Annotated in this window: 9 protein-coding genes; 3 read left to right on the plus strand and 6 right to left on the minus strand. The window is 62.0% G+C overall.

Going from position 1 to position 20,603, the window contains the following annotated elements:
* Nucleotides 1-55 precede the first annotated feature (55 nt).
* The 3 genes from bamA to FJY68_01190 are packed head-to-tail and all read right to left on the minus strand — an operon-like array spanning nt 56 to nt 6,966.
* The gene (gene bamA, locus FJY68_01180) at nt 56-2,296 is read right to left on the minus strand and encodes an outer membrane protein assembly factor BamA (GenBank protein MBM3330445.1); all 2,241 of its coding nucleotides are present in this window, start codon (nt 2,294-2,296) and stop codon (nt 56-58) included.
* A complete protein-coding gene (locus FJY68_01185; GenBank protein ID MBM3330446.1) occupies nt 2,293-4,731 on the minus strand; it encodes an ATP-dependent Clp protease ATP-binding subunit in 2,439 nt (812 codons plus the stop codon). The genes bamA and FJY68_01185 overlap by 4 nt, the downstream gene beginning before the upstream one ends.
* Before the next feature lie 57 nt (nt 4,732-4,788).
* Nucleotides 4,789-6,966: a thioredoxin domain-containing protein gene (locus FJY68_01190; protein ID MBM3330447.1), complete on the minus strand. Its 2,178-nt coding sequence runs from the start codon at nt 6,964-6,966 to the stop codon at nt 4,789-4,791.
* 168 nt (nt 6,967-7,134) lie between these two features.
* Here FJY68_01190 and FJY68_01195 point away from each other — a divergent pair, with 168 nt between their 5' ends.
* On the plus strand, nt 7,135-9,396 hold the full coding sequence (locus tag FJY68_01195) for a T9SS type A sorting domain-containing protein (protein ID MBM3330448.1): 2,262 nt from the start codon (nt 7,135-7,137) through the stop codon (nt 9,394-9,396).
* A gap of 9 nt (nt 9,397-9,405) precedes the next feature.
* Nucleotides 9,406-11,709, plus strand: coding sequence for a hypothetical protein (locus tag FJY68_01200; GenBank protein ID MBM3330449.1), 2,304 nt, complete (start codon nt 9,406-9,408; stop codon nt 11,707-11,709).
* 39 nt (nt 11,710-11,748) lie between these two features.
* On the opposite strand, the gene FJY68_01205 is transcribed toward FJY68_01200, so the two are convergent.
* The 3 genes from FJY68_01205 to FJY68_01215 form a co-directional block, all read right to left on the minus strand.
* Nucleotides 11,749-13,287 (minus strand): tryptophanase, encoded by a 1,539-nt coding sequence (locus FJY68_01205; protein ID MBM3330450.1) that lies wholly within the window; start codon nt 13,285-13,287, stop codon nt 11,749-11,751.
* 192 nt (nt 13,288-13,479) lie between these two features.
* Nucleotides 13,480-14,937, minus strand: a complete 1,458-nt coding sequence (locus FJY68_01210; protein MBM3330451.1) for a T9SS type A sorting domain-containing protein — start codon at nt 14,935-14,937, stop codon at nt 13,480-13,482.
* 765 nt (nt 14,938-15,702) lie between these two features.
* Nucleotides 15,703-16,587, minus strand: coding sequence for a methyltransferase domain-containing protein (locus FJY68_01215; protein ID MBM3330452.1), 885 nt, complete (start codon nt 16,585-16,587; stop codon nt 15,703-15,705).
* 153 nt (nt 16,588-16,740) lie between these two features.
* On the opposite strand from FJY68_01215, the gene FJY68_01220 reads away from it, so the two are divergent.
* On the plus strand, nt 16,741-20,520 hold the full coding sequence (locus FJY68_01220) for a T9SS type A sorting domain-containing protein (protein ID MBM3330453.1): 3,780 nt from the start codon (nt 16,741-16,743) through the stop codon (nt 20,518-20,520).
* Nucleotides 20,521-20,603 lie beyond the last annotated feature (83 nt).

Raw genomic sequence — 20,603 nt, forward strand, 5'->3', positions numbered from 1 at the left:
CACGTCCGCGCCCCGAGCCCCGTGCGGGCAGCTGGCTACCTAGTCTAGCAGGGAATTAGAACGTGCGTCCGACCTGGAAGTGCGGCTCCCAGCCCGGGTTCTCTTTGTCGAATCCGTAGCCGAAGTCGAATCCGATAAGCCCGAGCATGGGGATTTCCAGTCTGACTCCGACTCCGGCGCCGCGCTTGAGATCAGAGAGGCTGAACTGGTCGATCGAGTTCCAGGCGTTGCCGGCATCGGCGAACGCGAGGAAGGAGAGCTGCCGAGACACCCGGAGTTTGTACTCGAGCGAGAAGATGGCTTCGGCCCGGCCGCCGATGGCGTAGCCTGACGACTTCGGGCCAATCGATTTCTCGCCGTAGCCGCGGACGCCGTCCACGCCGGTGCCCCCGGGCGTGAAGCGCTCGTAGATCGGGATTCTGTCCGCGGCTGTGAAACCGGTGATGTAACCGAGCCGGGTCCGACCCATCAGGCCGAACTTCCAGAACAGAGGGAAGTACTGGCTCATGTCGAAGACATGGCGGTGGAAGCTGATGTCGCCAACCGAAAAGTCGAACTGGTAGGTGGTGGACGAGCCGGTCAGTGCGTTGTAGATGTAGTCGCGCGAGTCCCGCGTGAAGGTCAGGCTCGGCCTGAATGCCGTCTTGTGCGTTGTGTCTCCGTAGATGCTGAACAGCGTGTCGGTCGGGTTGTACCCCGACTTGATTGACGTGGGCGGGACGTAGGCATCGATGACGCGCAGAGCAAGGTAGGCTCGCGTGTAGTCAAGCGGGAGCGGCCGCGAGAAGGAGAGACCGCCTCCGAGTTGCTGCTTGTCGTAGTAGTCATAGGTGTAGGTGTAGTACGAGATGTCGGCACCGGCCGACATCGGCCGGTCGAACAGCCAGGGCTCAGTGAAACCCAGCTGGACGTTGGTCTTCTTGCTGCCTCTCTCGAGCTTGACGTTTGCGTTCTGGCCCCGACCGAAGAGGTTGGGTTGCTGGAGCTCAACGTAGCCGGTGACACCATCGGTTGCCGAGTACGTGATACCGGCGCCGACGGTGCCAAAGAATGATTTCTCTTTCACCTTGTACACGAGGTCGATTGTGCCGGCCGTGTCGGCGCGGCGGTAGTCGATGGTGACGTCATCGAAGAACCCGAGATTGAAGATGTCGCGCTGCGAGCGCATCACCTCGGAGCGGCGGAAGGTGTAGCCGGGCAAAGAGCTGACTTCGCGGCGGATGACATTGTCGTGGGTCTGCTCGTTGCCCTCGATGCTGACCAGGCGGATGGTCGCCGGCGCGCCTTCGCTGATCTGGTAGGTGATGTCGACGGTGTCGGAGCGCACGTTCTCCACCGGCGAGACCTGCGTGTAGATGTAGCCTTCCTCGGAGTAGGCTCCGAACAGGTCCTGCAGAGTTGATTGGGCAAGCTTGGTGTTGTAGGGCTCGCCGGAACGGTAGCGGACGAGCTTGCGCAGGTCCGCTTCTTTCATCACGGAGTCGCCTTCGATGGCCACGTTGCCGAAGTAGTAGCGTGTGCCTTCGGAGACGCTGATCGTGATGCTGGCCCATCCCTGATCGAATTTCATGTCGTAGTCAAGGACCTTGGCGTCGATGAATCCGCGCTGCTTGTAGAAATCGACGATGCGGTCAAGGTCTTTGACGAACTCGTCTTCCTTCAGGTTCGCCTTGCGGTACCAGCGCTTCTGACGGTTGGTGAGCTTGATCTCCAACTGTTCATCCGTGAAGTAGTCGTTGCCCTCGATCTCGATGTTGCGGATTCGGACCGGGTCGCCCTCATCGATCTTGTAGGTCAGCGTCACCTGGTTGAGGGCATCGGGTTGGGCAGTTTCGTTTGCCACCCTGACGAGCAGGAAGCCCTTCTCTTTGTACAGCTTCAGGATTTCCTGCTCCCAATCGAACACCTTCTTGTCGGTGAGGATCTCTCCTTCCTTGGCCTTGACCTTGGCGTCGAGGTCCTTTCTGCGGACGCGGCGGAATCCTTCGTAGTCGACCGACTTTAGTTTCGGGAATTCGGTGGCGACAAAGGTGACGCGGACGCCGTCCGCGACCCTCGAAGTCTCGGCTTCGACCTGGGAGAAAAGCCCGAGGCCGTAGACCCTGCGGATCGCGTCCTCGAGGTTGGTTCGCAGGGCGTTCGCGGTCAGGGCCTGGCCGCGGCTGAGACCCGCCGTACGGACGATGAGCAGGGTGTCAGCGGTGGCGGCCCGCGCGGAAACGCCAATCAGGATAACCTTGCTGGTGTCAGGCTGCCCCGGCTGGGCCAGCAACAGGGCGGCGAGCAGCGCTATCACTGCTGCAGTGTCACCGACGGCTCGGCCATCTTCTCGGCGAAGACCAGTCGGTCGCCGTCACGGTCAACCAGGACGACGGAGCTCTCCTTGAAGCGACCGCGGAGCAACTCCTCAGCCAGCGGGTCCTCGAGCAGACGGCGCAGCGCCCGCTTGATCGGCCGGGCTCCGAACTGAGGGTCGAATCCTTCCTGGACCAGAAGCTCCTTGGCGGTAGTCGTCAGCTCAACGGCGAGCTTCTGTTCCTTGAGACGCGTGGAGAGGTCGCGAAGCTGGATTTCGACGATTTCCTCCATCTGTTTCCGGTCGAGCGGCCTGAAGACCAGCACTTCGTCGACGCGGTTCAGGAACTCGGGGCGGAAGAAACGTTTCACTTCGGTCATCACCTTGTCGCGGATGGACTCGTAGTTCGCGTCCCCGGTGGTCGCGCCGAAACCAAAGCCGCTCATGCCGCGGATTTCGGTCGAGGCGATGTTCGAGGTCATGATCACGACCGTGTTCTTGAAGCTCACCTTGCGGCCCAGCGAGTCGGTTATCTGGCCGTCGTCGAGCAATTGCAGCAGGATGTTGAACACGTCGGGGTGGGCTTTCTCGATCTCGTCGAAGAGTACGACCGCATACTGCTTGCGGCGCACCTTTTCGGTGAGCTGGCCGCCCTCCTCATAGCCGACGTAGCCCGGCGGCGCGCCGACCAGCCTCGAGACGTTGAATTTCTCCATGTACTCGGACATGTCGAAGCGGATGAGCGCGTCTTCGTCCCCAAACATGAAGCGGGCGAGCACGCGGGCCAATTCGGTCTTGCCGACTCCGGTGGGGCCGAGGAAGATGAACGAACCGATGGGCCGGCGCGGGTCCTTGACGCCGGCGCGCGAACGACGGATTGCCTTGGCGATCATCGTGATCGCCTTGTCCTGGCCGATGATGCGCTGGCGGATTTCCTCTTCCATGCGGAGCAGCCGGGCCGATTCCCGTTCCTCGAGTTTGGCCAGCGGAACGCCGGTCCAATTCGAAACCACGTAGGCGACATCCTCCTCGGTGACGACGGGGAACGAGCCGGCCTTCTCCCATTCCTTGCGTTTCCGCTTCAGGTATTCGGTCAGCTGCTTCTGCTCGTCGCGGATTTCGGCAGCTTTCTCGAACTCCTGTTTGCGGACCGCTTCTTCCTTGGCCCGGGCCGCTTTCTCGATCTTCTTCTCCAGTTCGTCCAGCTCGGGATTGATGACCGGTCGCATCAGCTTCACTCGTGAACCGGCCTCGTCGATTACGTCAATCGCCTTGTCGGGCAGGAACCGGTCGGAGATGTAGCGGTCGGCCAGGTAGGCCGCAGTCTCCAGTGCCTTCTCGTCGTAGGAGACGTTGTGGTGGAGTTCGTACTTCTCCTTCAAACCCTTGAGGATGCTGACCGTCTCCTGCGCGCCCGGCGCTTCGACCAGTATCTTCTGGAACCGGCGCTCCAGCGCCGAGTGCTTCTCGATGTGCTTCCGGTATTCCTCGAGCGTGGTCGCCCCGATAGCCTGCAGTTCGCCGCGGGCAAGCGCCGGCTTGAGGATGCTCGAAGCGTCAATCGCGCCTTCGGCCGCCCCGGCGCCGACTATCGTATGCAACTCGTCGATGAAAATGATGACGTCGCCCTGGTGCTGAATCTCGTTCATCACCGACTTGAGTCGCTCTTCGAACTGCCCCCGGTATTTGGTGCCGGCGACGATGGCGGCGAGGTCGAGAGCAAGGACGCGCTTGCTCTTGAGCAGGTTCGGTACCTTGCCGGCGACAATGCGCTGGGCCAGGCCTTCGACGATCGCCGTCTTGCCGACGCCGGCCTCGCCGATCAGTACCGGGTTGTTCTTCTTGCGGCGGGCGAGGATCTGGATGATGCGTTCGATTTCGCTTTCCCGGCCGATGATCGGATCGAGCTTGTCCTCACGCGCGAGTTGAGTCAGGTCGCGGGAGAAGTAGTCGAGCGAAGGCGTCTTGGTGCGCGACTTCTGCTGAGCAGAGCCCTTTTCCCCGCCCAGCAAGCGGGTGGTCTCGTTTCGCACCAGCTCGATGTCCATGCCCAGCGACTGGAGAATCTGGCACGCGACCCCCCGCTCCTCACGCAGCAGTCCGAGGAGCAGGTGCTCGGTGCCGATGTAGGTGTGGTTCATCTTGCGGGCCTCGTCGAGGGCGTAGTTCAGGCAAGAGCGTGCTTCCTGGTTCAGCGGCACCTCGCCGAGCACGAGGGTCTCGGAACCGGCGTCAACCGCATTCTCCACTGCGCGGCGCAGGTCGTCGGTGTTGACCCCGAGGTTGGTGAGGACGACGGCGGCCACTCCCTCACCCTCCTTGACTAGTCCGAGCAGCAGGTGTTCGGTGCCGATGTAGTCGTGGTGAAGTCGGACTGCTTCCTGGCGGGCAAGCGAGATTACTTTCCTAACTCTCTCAGTAAAACGTTCTTGCATGTTCCTTCAGAGTGTAGCTATTCCCCTCCGGAAGTCAACGCGACCGAGAGCTTCCGGCTATTCGCACCCGAGCAGTCGGGCGAGATCGGCGCCGGTGTGAACTGGCGCAAAGCAGGTCTGGTTGCGGCAGACGAATGCGGTCGGCTTGTTGTCAGTGGCGGCACGGCCATGGGTCAAAGGAATCAGACGTCCGGTAAGAACATCTGGTTGCCTGGCCTTGATGACCACGGCGGTGCGATAGTCGTCCGGGGTCGAAGCGAGGAGCGCGGCCATCGCGTCCGCGTCGGACGAGGATTCTGGCAGAAAGAGTACGACTTCGGTCCCGGGATGGAGGAGCAGGTCTAGCCCGGCGAGCATCAGGCTGAACGCGGGCGGGTAGGTGACCATCGTCCTGTAGAACCGGCGGAGAGTGGCCGCGGCCGCGCGCTCGTAGTCGTTCCGGCCGCAGAGACGTGCCAGCCGGAGCAGGTTCATCACTGCGACCGAGTTTCCAGACGGCGTCGCCCCGTCGTAGCCGTTCTTGATTCGGCTCAGAAGGCCGGCATCGGCGCGGGTGGTGAAGAACCCGCCTTGCTGGTCGAAGAAAAGCTCGAGCATACGGTCGCTCAGACCGAGCGCCGCCTCGACGTAGCGCGCGTCATAGCAGGCGTCGTAGATGTCGAGCAGTCCCTGGACCACGAACGCGAAGTCAGGGAGTTGGCCCGGCACACTCGTTGCCCCGGTCTTCAGGAGATGTGCCACTTCGTTCCCGCTGACCATCCTGTTCAGGATGAAATCGGCCAGGGCGCGAGCCAGGTCGAGGTAGCGGCTGTTCGCGAAGGCGTTTGAGCAACGGGCAAGAGCGGAGAGGGTCAGGCCGTTCCAGTCAGCAAGCACCTTGTCGTCGCGGCGCAGCGCCGGGCGCCGACCCCGCGCCGCGAGCAGTCGGGCGCGGATCTCCCCGAGTTTCGGCCAGAGCTCATCGAGGGCAACGTGGTGGACGTTGACGACCTGCTCGATGGGAACAGCGGTATGCAGCACGTTGGTGCCGTCGAAGTTGCCCGGCGCGGACACGCCGTAGAAATCACAGGCGAGCTTCGTCAGGTCCGGACCGACCGCCTGCGCGACCTGCGCCTCAGTCCATGTGTAGTACGCGCCCTCCCGACCGCCGGTGTCGGCATCCAGCGAAGCAGCAAAGCCGCCTTCAGGCAGGAGCATCTCTCGTTCCATCCACCCCAGCGTTTCAACGGCGATCGAGCGGTACGATTCCTCGCCCGTGGCCTGGAAGGCGCGCGCGTAGGTTTGGGCGAGCAAGGCGTTATCGTAGAGCATCTTCTCGAAGTGGGGCACCAGCCAGATGGTATCGGTCGAGTAGCGATGAAACCCGCCGCCGAGCTGGTCGTATATTCCGCCCTCGGCCATCTTGTGCAGCGTGAGTTCCACCATGGCGCGGGCCTGTTCGAACTCCGGCCGGCCCCCCGAATCCCGGAGTTGAGAGCCACGAAAGCCCGAATCCGGATGAAACGAAGCCGATTTCTGCGAATCCGCTTCGTTTCGCGTGCTTCGTGTCTTCGTGGCGTGCATCTCGGCTCCCGGTTTGCCCGACAAGCGCAGCAGGAGTGCGAGGTCGGTGGGGTTCGGGAACTTGGGTGCGACTCCGAATCCGCCATGCTCAGAATCGAATACCTCCAGCCGCTGCTTGTAGAACCCGCGCAGCGGCGTCTCGTCCATTTCGCCTTCGTGATCAGGCAGAGATGAGAGCCGGTTCAGCTCCACGGCGATACGGTTGGCGGCCTCGTCAATCTCGTGGCGCTGCGTGCGGAAGAAATGCAGCGCCGAAAGCAGCACGCGGTTGAATGCTGCCATGCCCGGACGAGGTCCCGGCGGGAAGTAGGTACCGCCATAGAACGGCTTCAGTTCGGGCGTCAGGAAGACCGAGAGCGGCCAGCCGGCAGAACCGGTCAGGATGCGCACCGCCTCGATATACACCTCGTCGATGTCGGGCCGCTCTTCCCGGTCCACCTTGATGCTGACGTAGTTGGCGTTCAGGATCTCGGCGATCTTCGGGTCGGAGAACGATTCGCGGGCCATCACGTGGCACCAGTGACAGGCCGAATAGCCGATGGAGAGGAAAATCGGTTTGTTCTCTGCCTTGGCCTTACCTAGTGCCTCCTCGCCCCACGGATACCAGTCGACCGGGTTCTCCGCGTGGTCGCGCAAGTACGGGCTGGCTTCGTTCGCGAGGCGGTTGGACATCGAGGAAAGAGACTATTGCGGGCAGAGCCGGAAGTCAACCGGTAGGGTCACGCCTCGTCAACTCGGGTTGCCACCAGGCGCCGATTCGGATGCCGGGGACTACATGGAGGTTGCTCGATTGGTCAAGGCTGGGTTTGACAGGGATGGGCGTGGGCGTATCATTGCTGTATGAACAGACTGGTGGCTGTTCTGCTGGGCGCGGCCGTTGCGACTGCGGCATTCGGCCGTGAGCCGAGGTTAGAGGAGCATCTCGCGGTGCGGGAGAGTCTGTCGCGGGTGCATCCGAGGATGAGGGCGAGGTGGCTCAAGGAGCGCGGGGTTGAAGACCCGTACTACACGAGCGTCAGGATGCCGGCGACTGAGAGTTCGGGACTCGAGCTAATCGGACGTTGGTCATACGGGCCGTCGTATGACGTTGACGGCAGGACCACTCCGAGCGAGACGCTCGTTGCGCTGGCGCGCGGCTCGGGCGTGAGCCTGCTCAGGTTCTCAAGGCGGGATTCCCTTTCAATCGAGCTTCTCTCGGACATCAATGCCGAGGGGCTGATGTGCCGCGTGAAGGTCGCGGGCACGCTTCTCTACGTCGGCTCGCGGAAGGGGCTTGAAATCTACAACATCGCCGACGAGCAGAATCCGATGAGGCTCTCGTGGACGCCACTGCCGCTCAACGACTTTGCCCTTCAGGATTCGCTCGTTTACACCATCAGCGGCTACTATTCCGACGGTGGCGATGACGACTCGTTTCGTATCTACAACGTCTCGAATCCAGCCAATCCGGTCTTCCGCGGAGCCTGCCGCGACTCAGGCTACCTGGTCTCGGTGGCAGGCAACACGGCGTTCATTGGCGACCGTTGGGGTCTCTACGTCATCGACGTCACCAATCCCGCGAGTCCGCACCGAATCGGCTCCTGGGGTAGCGCAATCGAGCAGGTGGAGGTCAGAGGGCATCTCTGCTACGTCACGACTTTCAACCCGAACGTGCCGGGCGACATCACGTTCCACGTCCTTGACGTTGCCGTTCCGTCGCTGCCATACCAGATTGGCTCGCTGGACTCTGCCGGCGGCAACGATGTCTTCCTCGTCGATACGCTGGCGTTTGGAGCAGGCGAGAGCGACTTCAACAGGATGACTATCGTGTCGATAGCAGATTCGACCAGACCCCGCCTGCTAGGCTCTGCCGGAAGGCCCGGCTGGGGCTATGGCGTCTGGACCAACGGGCTAGCCCAGACTGCCTTCGTTGGTTCCCACTGGACGGGCTTGCAGATATATGACATCGGGAACACGTCGCTGCCGGTTCGCGACACCTTCCTGCTGGATGCCGACCAAGCCTTGGACGTCTACATCGACAACGACAGGGCCTACGTGGCGAACCAGATGTCCGGACTGAAGATACTCGACGTCACCGACCCGGCGAGGCCCACCACTGCTGGTTCCTATGACACGGCCGGGCAGAGGCCGTTCATGAGCTCGGTAGTCGCGCGCGACTCTCTCGCGTTCGTGGATTGGTACGCGGTGCCCGTCTTCAGGGTGATGGAGGTAAGCGATCCATCGCGCCCTTTGATGCTCGGTGGGGTCGACGTGTTCAATCCGCCCGAGGACATGGTCCTGCGTGACAGCTTCGTTTACTGCGCCGAAATGAACCGCTTCCAGATTGTCAACGTCGCCCGGCCAAGAGAGCCGGTGCTGGTGGGGAGCTGCAACACGCAGGAGCAAGCGTATGGTCTGTGCGTCGCAGATTCGCTGGCATACGTGGCTAACTACCCGTTTGCCATCATCAACGTGAAGCAACCATCGAATCCAAGTGTCGTCGGCACGATTTCCCGCGGTGCGTGGAATGGGACGGTTCGCGACACGTTTCTGTTCCTGTCATCGGGGAGCATTCTTGTCTACAGCGTCGCCGACCCAAGCCAACCTCGGCTGCTGGACTCGCTCAGCGTCGGGGCAATCACGTTTTGGGTCGAGGCGGTCGGCTCGCTGCTGTACACCAACAACACCGATGGCGTAAGAGTGGTAGACGCAAGCGACGTTCACAACATGCGGGTCCGTGGCTATGCGACTCTTCCATACTCAGTAGGAAGGTTGAGCTACGCGTCGCCGCACCTTTATGTCGCGTGCGGGGAGGCCGGTGTTTGCATCTTCGAGTCAACACAGGTTGCCGTCAGCGAAGAACGACACGCCGTTCCGAGAGGTGGAGGGCTGTTCGTCAAGCCCAATCCGGCTAGGGGCGTAGCCTTGCTCCTGGGAGCGCAGGGTCTCTCGTATCCCGTTGTCGTCCGAGATGTTGCCGGGAGGGTCGTGCCCCGCGCAGTCGCAAGCCACGAGACCAACGGCGGTTTGACGCTCGACCTGACGGGCGTCCCACCCGGAGTGTACTTTGTCGAGGTTAAGACAAGAGAAGAGGCAGCAAGAGTCAAGTTCGTAAGACAATAGGAAGAAGTGATGAAGGGAAGCACGTCGAAACTAGTCGTCGTGCTGCTGGTTGCGTTCGGCTCCACGATGGCGCTCGTCCGCGCCTTCCACACCGAACCAGTGAGCGTGGCGCTGTCGGGCTGGACTGGCACGATGCCGCCGAACAACTACGTGAGTCAAGTACTAACGATCAACTTCGATGAGCTGGATAGCACGGCGGGTGCTTACTGTGAACTGTTTGCGGGCACGCAGTCCGGAGGCGGGCCATACCACGTCTCGGTCAAAACGTATCCGGGCAGCGCTGAGGTCGCAAGTGCCAGCCAAGACGGGCACGTGGACCACAAGTGGGTCCGGTTCAATCTCAATGTGCTGCATCCCGAATCAATCGTGAAGGGCAAGAAACTGGAGTTCCGGTTCACCCGAGGCGTTATGGTCCCCGGGGAGAGCTTTCAGTTCTATTATGACAGCGTGTGCGGATACAACTACGGCTTCATGATAGCGCCGACTCTGCAATCCGTGCCGGTGACGGCCGGACTGGCGATGAGGGTGTATGGACGGATGAAGCCGGTCAGCGACGTCTGGCGAGCCTGCCATGACCACGGAGATGACCCACCCTTTGGCAGCGATAGCGCTCTGTCGGCCCTGGTGAAGGCCAAGTCCATGGGCGTGAAGTGGCTCAGAGATGACTTCCTGTGTTGGGGCTCGTGGGATAGCCCGGAAAGCCTCAGAGGCAAGATCAAGTCGATCTACAATCGTTACGACAGCATGGGGTTCAACATGGTCGGCATTCTTTGCTACGGAAGTGACGACTCGACGAAGAGCAGCGGCCCGCCGGGCTCCGCCGGTTCTTGGGGCAAGTACCCGCCGCGCAACCTGTTCGCCGATGTGCACAGTGACACCAACTGGTGGGCAGGATACTGCCGGAGCATCATGGAGAACCTTCCCTTGGTGAAATACTGGGAGGTCTTCCCTGAGGCAAATGCGGAGTGGTACTGGAAGGACCCGGACATCGCCTACTACCAGGGCCGCAGCGGCCTGTGTTGGGACACGATCGATACGCCCATTGAGCGATGCAGCCTCTATGTGCGGATGTGCGTCATTGCCGAGAGCGTTGCTCACGAGTCGGGAGGCGGACGGAAGATTATCGGAGGAGCGCCTTGGCGGCTGCGGGATCCCTGGTGGGTAGACGGAGACACCACGTGCTGCCCGGGCGTGATCTGGCTTGAACACGTGTTTGAGTTGGCCGAGCGCGCCTACGGGGGCATGCAGAACTGCTTAGACATCGTGTCAGTCCATCCATACATGTGGACGGATTCGGTGGGTTGTCCGAACCGCTTTTCGGAAGACGAATTCACTATTTGCCTCGACACGGCGCGCCGGGCCATGCGCGAGGCCGGGCATCCGGACATGGAACTGTGGGCAACCGAGTACGGCTGGCCCCGGTGGAGGCAGCTCATGCCGGACAGCCTCCTGACGGATACACTCGTTCAGGCCGACAACATCTGCAAGTTCTACACCTCAGCGATAGCGCGGCAGGCCGACCCGCGGGGAGGCTATGATAGAGCGACCCACTATGAGCTGACCAGCCTACACCATCCCGATGCTGATAACCAAGGTTTCGGTCTTCTTGATAGAGAACCAAGTCAGCATCTCATGCCGCACGGTTGGGCATTCACGCAGGAGTCCTTTCTCACCGGCAAGCGGCTCAACGGGCGGGTCATAACCGGTGACACGGCGGTTGACGACCACACTCGGGTGTATGAGTTCGAAGACACGACGGCGTTGAAGAAACGGACGTGGGTATGCTGGCAGGACGAGGCCGTAGCGGCCTACACGCCGGTACCGGTGCGGAACGACACGGTCGATACGGTGGCGCTCGCCTACAACGGGTCGCCGCCGGCCGACGAGAAGGATGCTGAGCAGTCCGGCTGGCTGCACATTGCCCTGGATCCGCGGCCGGCATTCGTGATGGAGAAAACCGTCGCCAGTCGCCCGGACCTGGTTGTGGACAGCGTACGGTACTTCCAGCCACCGGACACGATTGCCGTGCGGGCCTGGGTCACTAACAGCGGCAATCGCTCAACGCCTCTTCAGCAACCGGGGGAACAGCCGTTCCCGACTTGGGCGGTGTTGTATGCGAACGGTGACTCCATAGCCCAGGTGGTCTACACGGGTTCTATCGCGGTAAGTGAGCAAGTCTTGTTCGAGTTCGGGCGCGGCGCTGTCCAGATGCCACAGACGGCCCTTCTCGCGGTCAGGGTCAACCCGGGCCAGAGCTACGTCGAGCTCGGGACCGGTGACAACAGGGGATACCGACTGAAGCCCCAGCCGTAGGCGCAGCGCGCGTGGCTTGCGCTTGAACTTGGGCTTGCGCTAGACGAACCGGAAACGGCTGATGAAGTGGCGCATCGGCCGGTCCTGGCCGTAGACGACTTCCACGCCCGGAATCTCGTCGCGGCGACGGTAGAGGATGCCGACCGCCTCGGCTGCGGACAGCAGGTCGGTGTCTTCATAACAGAGCCTCGGCACGGCGGCGCGGACGTTGTTCACCCTCGGGTCCGATGGAGCTTCCTTGCCGTCCACCATCTTGCCGAACGCGTAGACGCCAAGCTCGCACATCCGGTGCCCGGCGATCAAGAGCAACGCAGTGAGACTGATGCCCGGGAACTGGTCGTCGCGCAGCTTGGTACGGGCGAAGAACTTGTCGAGGTCGAGGTAGATGGCGTGGCCGCCGACCGGCTTGACCACCACGCTCGCGTCGCACTGCTCGTCAATCGCTGCCCCGAACTTCCGTACCTGGTTGATGCGGTGCGTGAGGTACTCCCCATACACGATTGTCTTCAGCCCCTCGACTACGCCCTTGAGGTCGCGGCCGGCAAGACCTCCATAGGTCGGGTGCCCTTCGACCAGAATCTGGTGTCCGACGAGCATCACCCGCAGTTCAGGGTAGCGCTTGGCCAGCAGACCCTGCTCGTTCACGACCAGACAGCCTCCTATGTTCACGAGTCCGTCTTTCTTCAGGCTGATGTGGAACCCGTCAACGTGCTCGAACATCAGCCGAACGACCTCCGCCACGCTCTTGCCCTTGCAGAGCGGCTCATTCTGCTGGTTGAACCATGCGTTCTCGGCGAACCGGCAGGCGTCGAACAGGAATGGGACTTCGTAGCCGCGGCAGAGCTTGGCCGTGGCACGGATGTTCGCGAGCGACACCGGCTGGCCGCCGCCGGTGTTGTTGGTGATAGTCATGTAGACGACGGGAATGCGTTCCCTCGTCATTGGGTCGGCGAGCAGTGCCTCAAGCTGGGCCAGGTCCATGTTGCCCTTGAAGAGCGAGGTCTCGTCCTTGGCTCTCAGGTCGGGGGAGAAGAGGTTGCGCGCCTCGAAGCAGTTCGCCTCGATGTTCGCCTGCGTGGTGTCGAAATGGCCGTTCGACGGGATGATGTAGAACGGCTCGTTGCCAACGCGCTTCCCCGGAGCGCCGAGGATTGCAGCCATGCAGGTGAAGAGTCCGTGCTCGGCCGCGCGTCCCTGGTGGAATATGAAGACGTTCTCCTGGTCGCGGTCGCGGTTCTCCCACTGCGGGCCGAAAGTCTCGACGATCTGGTTCTTGAATTCGAAGTAGCCCTCGTTCGACCCGTAGGACTCATCGCCGAGCAGAAGCTGGGACCACTGCTTCATCGTCATGGTGGTCGTGCCCGAATCGGTGAGCAGGTCGCAGCCGGGAATCATCGCTGCCGGGAACTTGAAGACGTTAAGTCCTCCCTGCTCCAGCAACTTCCGACGCAGCTCGCGGTCGTCAATGGAGGAAGGACGGAACGAGACGGCGGCGTTGCGGTACGGTCGGGGCCGACTCTGGGCCTTGCCGAATTCAGATGTCCAATCGTCGAGGGTGAATCTCACGGGGCGGATTATACAAGCTCACCTCGGCGAGTCAAACCAGCGGAGGTAGACCGTGCATCACGACAGAGACGCCACAAAGAGAACGCAGGCTAGACCGCCAAGGACGCCAAGGTCTAAAGCGAGCAACCACGGATGAATGCTGATGGACACAGATGGGTTTGGGTCCAGGCCGGAGCTTGTGCTTGAGTTCGGGCTTGCGCCGGATCAGCGCTGCAGGACGACGCGTGCGGTGGCGTGCTCACCAGAGATTTCGCAGCGGATGAAGTAGGCGCCGGCGGGCAAGTCCGAAGTGGAAAGGGGAAATGACGAAGTCGAGACCTCACGCGAGAGAACCATTCGACCCTGACTGTCGTACATGCGCAGCGTAAGGGGCTTGGAGCTTGAGGTCGTGGGCGTGAAGCTGACTCTCGTCGCTCCACGGCACGGGTTCGGCTCGCAGGTGAGGGAGAGCGCGGGGGCCCGAGTTGGATTTGCCTTCGGCTCTGCTACCGCGACGTTGCCCAGCGAATCGGTCTTGATGAGGTAGACGTCATTCTCGACTACGCCGAACGACCGTGTGAGGCCGGTGACAACATAGCCGCCATCGGCGGTCTGCTGGACCGAACGACCTTCGTCGTAGGGCCCGTCGCCGAAGGTCCTTGTCCACATCGCGCTGCCGTCGGCCCCGGTCTTGATGAGCCATGCATCGGATGGATATGAACCGTTAGAGGCGGTCAGGCCGCCGACGATGTAGCCGCCATCGGTGGTCTGCTGGACCGAGAAGCCTTGGTCCACGCTCCGTCCGCCAAAGGTCCTCGTCCACTGCGTATCGCCGCGCGCGTCGGTCTTGATCAGGTAGACATCGCTGCTCTCTGCGCCAAAGGAGGTAGTGGGGGCCACGATGATGTAGCCGGTGTCAGTGGTCTGCTGGATGGAACGGCCTCCTTCGCTGCCTGTGCTGCCGTAGGTCCTGGTCCACAGTGTGTCGCCGCCGGCGTCAGTCTTGACCAAGTACACGTCGTAGCTACTCGGAGAGCGGGCGTTGCCTGCGATGATGTAGCCGTCGTCGACTGTCTGCTGGACCGAGTAGCCGTTGTCGTTGCCCGTGCCGCCATAGGTTCTGGTCCACATTGTGTCGCCGTGAATGTCGGTCTTTACGAGGTAGACATCGGCCTGTCCCATGCCAAAGGATCTCGTGTATCCAGTGATGATGCAGCCGCCGTCGGCAGTCACTTGGACAGAAGGACCACAGTCGTTGGAGTCGCCGCCGAAGGTCTTAGTCCAGAGCGTGTCGCCGTTGGAGTTGGTCCTAATGAGGTAGACGTCCTCGTTGCCCGCACCGAAGGAGGATGTCTTTCCTGAGATGATGTAGCCGCTATCGGTCGTCTGTCGGACGGAGAAGCCAAAGTCGTTCGAGTCGCCGCCGAAGGTCCTAGTCCAGAGCGTGTCGCCGAGGGAGTCGGTCTTGATGAGGTATACGTCTGTGTTGCTTCCCTCGAAGATGGAGGTTTGTCCAGCAATGATGTAGCCGCCGTCGGCGGTCTGTCGGACCGAGAAGCCGCGGTCGTCGCCTATTCCGCCGTAGGTGCGCTGGAAGGTGATTTGGGCGGGGAGGAATGAGGGCAAGAGGATTGCGGCCAAGGCGGCCAGGGCCAGAGCGGAAGAGAACCGGTTACGATACATGACGACCTCCTGAGACCATTTCGTGAGCGTCTGAGATGATAGGCTCGGGGCTGGGCTTGTCAAATGCGCGGGCGCGAACCTACGGTCGTGGGTTGCCGCGGAGGTTGATACCTACCGGACAGCTTTCTGAATAGCTCGGGACATTGGTCTCCGGATTGCCTGGCAGGTTGCTCTCTGGGCTCGCTTCCGGGCGATTCGCCCGGCAGCCTGTGGAGCTATCCGCGGGGCAGTTCTGCCCGGAGCTCTCCGGGCAGTTCGCCCTGCTCCTATCCGGACAGCCTTCCGAATAGCTGACCGAACAGCAGTCCGGATAGCTCTCCGGATTCCTCACCGGATAGCCTGCGGAGCAGTCTCCCGAACTGCTCGCGGGGCAGCCTCGAGAACAGCTCGCAGAATAGCCTGGGGGACGGGACAGGGGAGAAAGGAGAATGACGAATAACTAATTGCTAATGGGGAAGTTAGGAAACCGGAAGGCTCGACCGGAGGAGGACATATAGGAAACTGGGAGGGTGCGGCCAGCCTCAAATGGGGTGTCGGATTGCGCCTGCTTCCGAAGGAAGTGGGGAGCCTCTTGATGCGGTCCGGGCGAGAGCCGGGACACGACTGCGGACGAAAGCGCGGACAGCCACGGGCGGATCCCAAATGGGGACAGTCCCACAGAGCGCTTGCGTCGGACTCAGCGCGGGACAGTCCCCATTCGGGCGGGACAGCTCCCGCATCCGCCTGCAAGACTGGGGACACGATCCCAAACGTCGGACGTTTGGGTCATGTCCCTGCGCTGCTTCGTCTGGGGGCGAGGAAGAGGACTGCAATGACCGGGCGGACAAATGAGCCGCCGTGGGCATCGATGAGCTTGCGAATGGCACGGAAGACTTCGTTCCTGACCTTGGGTGCGAGGATGGCGTGGTCGGACATGGTCTTCAGCAGTCCGATGTAGCTGTCAGCCGTGTACTCCTTCTGCCACGGGTAGCGGAGAATGGTGACCGGGCCGAACAGGCCCGAGCTCGTGATCTTCCTGCTCTGCCGTAAGATGCGCTCTTCCGGCGGTTTGGAGAGATGCACCTGCGGAGCGATGCGACGGTAGAGTGCACGCAGGTCGTTGTAGAACCTGTTGTCGGGGACATCCACGAAGTTCCAAAGCAGGGCCAGCGAGCCGGATGGTCTCAGTACCTTGGCGCAGCGCGTGAAGGCAAGCTTGGCAGGAATCCAGTGGAAGGCGGTGGCAGACAGGGCAAGGTCAAAGGGCTCGGGGCAATCTGCCCTCGGGACACGATCCGAAATCGCAGGACGATTTCGGTCATGTCCCACGGGCTGCCAATCTTCGAAAGCTGTGTTGAGTATCTCGACGTTGGGGAAAGCTGCCAGGTTCTCGCGGCAGAGGCGGGCCATGCTCGCGCCCAGTTCGATGCCCGTGATCGAGAAGCCGCGGCGGGCGAGGGGTAGAGTTGCTTGCCCGGTGCCGGGGCCGATTTCCAGGATGCGGCCGGCTACCGGGATACCCGACATCCGTACCAGGTCGTTGAATAGCGGTTCGGGGTAGCCGGGCCGGAACCTGTCGTACAGCCGGGCGCCGGCATCGAACGAGTGCTTTCTCAGTTGATGCCGTTCGCGCGCTTTCAAGGGGCGGTCCGGGAGTTCGTGCCCACGCATTGATCTGAGTAGTCCTGAGCTTACCGCGCTCCCGGGCACGCGTCCACATCCGGCACTGCGAAAAGCGAGCCGCGAGTCCTGCCGGAATGGTTGACCGGCAAGGAGAGGGGGCTATCATATTACTCTCTGGAAGAGTACCAAAGGAGCAAAGCGATGAGACAGCTGCTTGTATTGCTGGTTCTGGTTTCCGTTCCGCTCTCGGCGGCAACGATGACGAGGACCGCGAAGTTCGCTCAGAGCGATCTGGTCATCTCCTCCCAGGACGGCTTCGACAACATCGAGCTGCCGGGCGGAGTCGGACTGATCCAGCCGGGCGCGCCGCGCGTGCCGCGCGTGGTCGAGGCGCTGGCGATTCCTTCCGGGGCCGTGCCGACGGGCGTGCAGGTCACGGAAGTGGAGTGGACGACGCTGCCCGGGACCTACAAGATAGGGCCGGCCCAGCCGGACGTGCCCCTGCCGCAGCCCGGCAAGTCGTTCACGCCCACGCTCTACAAGCAGGACGAGGCCATCTACGGGTCGAGCCAGCCTTACCCCGCCACGGTTGCGGTACTGACCGGCTACGGGACGATGGGCGGGTATCGCATCGCTCACGTTGAGCTGCACCCGGTGCGCTACATCCCGACCACCGGTGAGCTGCAGGTAGCGACGAAGCTGAGCTACCGGCTGGAGCACGCCGGCGGCCTGCCCGCTGCCGTGGCGACGCCGCACCAGCAGACGCTGTTCGGCGACATGGTGCGGTCTTTCGTCAAGAACGCCAGGGACGTCAACAAGCATGCACCTCAGGTACGTCGCGCGACGTCGCTGTCACTCCCGTCCGGCCACTATGAGTACGTGGTCATCACCGACTCGGTGATGGACACGGTGTTCCAGCGGCTGGCGGACTGGAAAACTGCCAAGGGTGTTCCCGGCACGGTCGTGCGGACGAGCTACATCTACGCCAACTACTCCGGATACGACAACCAGGAGAAGATCCGCAACTTCATCAAAGACGCCCGCACTACCTGGGGCACGATCTACGTGCTGCTCGGCGGCCAGGGCGACTATGTCTCGAATGGCCAGAACATCATCCCGACGCGGATGGCGAACTACGGCGAGGACGAGCCCTGCGACCTCTACTATGCCGGGCTCGACGGCACCTGGGACTTCAACAACAACCACACCTACGGTCAACTCGCCGACTCGGCCGACATGTACTCGGATGTTTTCGTGGGCCGGGCTCCCGTCTACAACGTTGCCATGGCCCGGAACTTCGTGAACAAGGTCCTGAAGTACGAGCAGGACCCGCCCACCGGCTTCATCAAGAAGATGGGGTTGTACACCGCGATTCTCTGGTCGAGCTACGAGGAGCGGCCGTTGCAGGAGTCGCTGGCCCGCATGACGCCGTCCGGCTGGTCCGACCAGAAGCTCTATGAACGGACAAGCACGCTCTCCCGTCAGGCGGTCAACGACTCGATGAAAGGCGGTGTCGGCATGGGCCACTGGAACGGCCACGGCAACCAGAGCGGCATTTACATGGGCTCCAACCCGTTCTTCAATTCGAGCGATGCCGACGCGCTCACTAACGGCGACAAGACCGGCATCGTGGTTTCCATTGCCTGCGACTGCGCGGCGTGGGACTGGGTGCCGAACGGCGACTGCCTGGCCGAGCACATGGTCAACCGGGTCGGCGGCGGCTGCGTCGCCACGATCATGAACACCCGCTATGGCTACGGTGCGCTGAACCAGCAAGGCCAGTACGTGCCCGGTCCGTCCGAGCGGCTGGACACCACCTTCTTTGCCGGGGTGTTCTACTACGGGGCGCCGCATACCGGCCAGGCGCTGGCACGCTCCAAAGCCTGCTGGGCGCCCTATGCGGATTCGCTCTACCAATATGACATGCAGCGGTACTGCATCTACGACCTGAACCTGATCGGCGACCCGGAGACACCGCTCTGGACCGCCGACCCGACGGCCCTCAGCGTCTCCCACGCCGGGGTGGTGAACATCGGCAACAACATCCCGTATTCAGTCACGGTGACGGCGGCGATGGACGCGCCGGTGGAGTCGGCGATGGTCTGCCTCAAGAAAGGCAGCGAAGTGGACGTGAAGGGATGGACCAATTCCAGCGGGCAATTGACGCTCTACGTGTCAGCCCAGACGCCCGGGCAGATGTTCATGGCGGTGAACTCCCGGAACCACTACATCTTCCAGGATACGGTAACGGTCATCTCCAGTTCGCGCTACGTATCGCACCTGCGTTCGGCCATCTCCGATCCGGGGCCGGGCGGCAACAACGACTCGATACTCAACCCGGGCGAGACGGTCAAGGTACCGATGTGGGTCAAGAACTGGGGTCAACTGACCGCCAACTCGGTTACCGCCAAGCTGAGGACCTTTGACCCGAATGCCCAGGTGACCGACTCGGCCAGGACGTTCGGCAACATCAACGCCGGGGATTCCGCCTACACCGGCTCGAACGGGTTCGGCCTGCGAGTGAACTCGGGCCTGAACAACGGTTATCCGGTCACCTGCTCGCTCTACTGCCGGGATGTGCTCGACTCAACCTGGGTTTCGGTCGTAACCTACTTGGTCGGCGCACCGGTGCTGGCCAAGCGGGCCGTGACCGTGGTTGACTCGGCCCATGGCGGCAACAACAACGGCCGCATCGACCCGAACGAAACCGTGGACCTGATGATCCGTATCGGCAACACCGGTCTCGGCCATGGGTACAACAGCCGCGCCGTGCTCAAGTCCGGTGATGCCCGGTTCACTGTAAGCGATTCGACCGCGAGCTACGGGCTGATTCGGAAGGGTGACAGCGCCAGCAACGCGTCGGATCTCTTCACCGTCCATGCCGGCTCGATTCCCCCGGAGACGCCGGTCTCCTGCACGCTCCGCTACTATGCCGACGGCGGGTACACGAAGACCGAGCAGCTCACGATAGTCGTGGGCGAGCTGCGGTCGAGCGACCCCGTTCCGGACGGCCCGCGCACGCCGGTAGTCTACTACGCCTACGACGATGGCGATTCGCTCTACACCAAGCACCCGGCCTATGAATGGGTTGAGATCAACGGCGTCGGCACGCAGCTGAGCTTCTCGCAGAACGACGATGTGACGATGATTAGTTTGCCGGCAGCGTTCGGACCGTTCAAGTTCTATGGCCAGCGCTACACGCAGATCTCGATCTCTGCCGACGGCTGGATTGCCGGCGGGAACTACACGACGGGCAACTACACCAATACGCAGCTGCCCAGCACAGCGGCGCCACGGGCGGCCATGTTCCTCAACTGGGACGACCTGGCGCCTGCCACCGACGGCTCAGGCTACCTCTACTACTACCATGACACCGCCAACCACCGTTTCATAGTCGAGTACGACTCGGTGGAGTACTGGAACACCTCAGGCGCGGATAAGTTCCAGGTCATTATCTACGATACTACCGTCACGACCTACACGGGTGACAATGCTTTCCTGGTTCAGTACAAGACCGCCAACATGTACACCGGTGCCACGCTCGGCATCCAGGACCAGACCAAGGTAATCGGCATCCAGTGTCTGTTCAACGGCAGCTACCACAAGGCCTGCGAACCGATTGCTCCGGGACGGGCGATCCTGTACACGACCGATCCGCCGACAGTCGCTGTGGCGGAAGAGCACAAACCGGCCAGCGTGCCGACGAAGCTGGCTTTGAGCGTCCGTCCCAACCCCTTGCGCACCCGCGTCTCGCTCTCCTACGCGGTGCCGGTTGCTGGGCGCGTGAGCATCAAGGTGTATGACGCTGCCGGCAGAGTCGTCCGCGACCTCGTCAACGAGGAGATCGCCGCGGGCCGGTACTCGGCTACCTGGGACGGCAGTTCTGCCGATGGCAGGAGGATTGCCAATGGCGTGTACTTCTGCAAGCTCGTTTCACCGATCGGGGCGCGTCAACAGAAGCTGGTAGTCGCCCGGCGCTAGGCGCGAGACATGAACCGTGGGGCGGGCTCTGGCCCGCCCCTTTTCTTTTCGTCCGGCCCGGGGTTCTCTGGTTCGATGCGTCG

The organism is candidate division WOR-3 bacterium (genome assembly GCA_016867815.1).
Classification (GTDB): Bacteria; Hydrothermota; Tepidihabitantia; order Tepidihabitantales; family Tepidihabitantaceae; genus UBA2258.

Coding starts and splice junctions, on each gene's coding strand:
- FJY68_01190 (MBM3330447.1), bottom strand. CDS start 6,966: ATGTCCAACCGCCTCGCGAACGAAGCCAGCCCGTACTTGCGCGACCAC.
- FJY68_01220 (MBM3330453.1), top strand. CDS start 16,741: ATGAGACAGCTGCTTGTATTGCTGGTTCTGGTTTCCGTTCCGCTCTCG.
- FJY68_01200 (MBM3330449.1), top strand. CDS start 9,406: ATGAAGGGAAGCACGTCGAAACTAGTCGTCGTGCTGCTGGTTGCGTTC.
- FJY68_01215 (MBM3330452.1), bottom strand. CDS start 16,587: ATGCGTGGGCACGAACTCCCGGACCGCCCCTTGAAAGCGCGCGAACGG.
- FJY68_01195 (MBM3330448.1), top strand. CDS start 7,135: ATGAACAGACTGGTGGCTGTTCTGCTGGGCGCGGCCGTTGCGACTGCG.
- FJY68_01185 (MBM3330446.1), bottom strand. CDS start 4,731: ATGCAAGAACGTTTTACTGAGAGAGTTAGGAAAGTAATCTCGCTTGCC.
- FJY68_01210 (MBM3330451.1), bottom strand. CDS start 14,937: ATGTATCGTAACCGGTTCTCTTCCGCTCTGGCCCTGGCCGCCTTGGCC.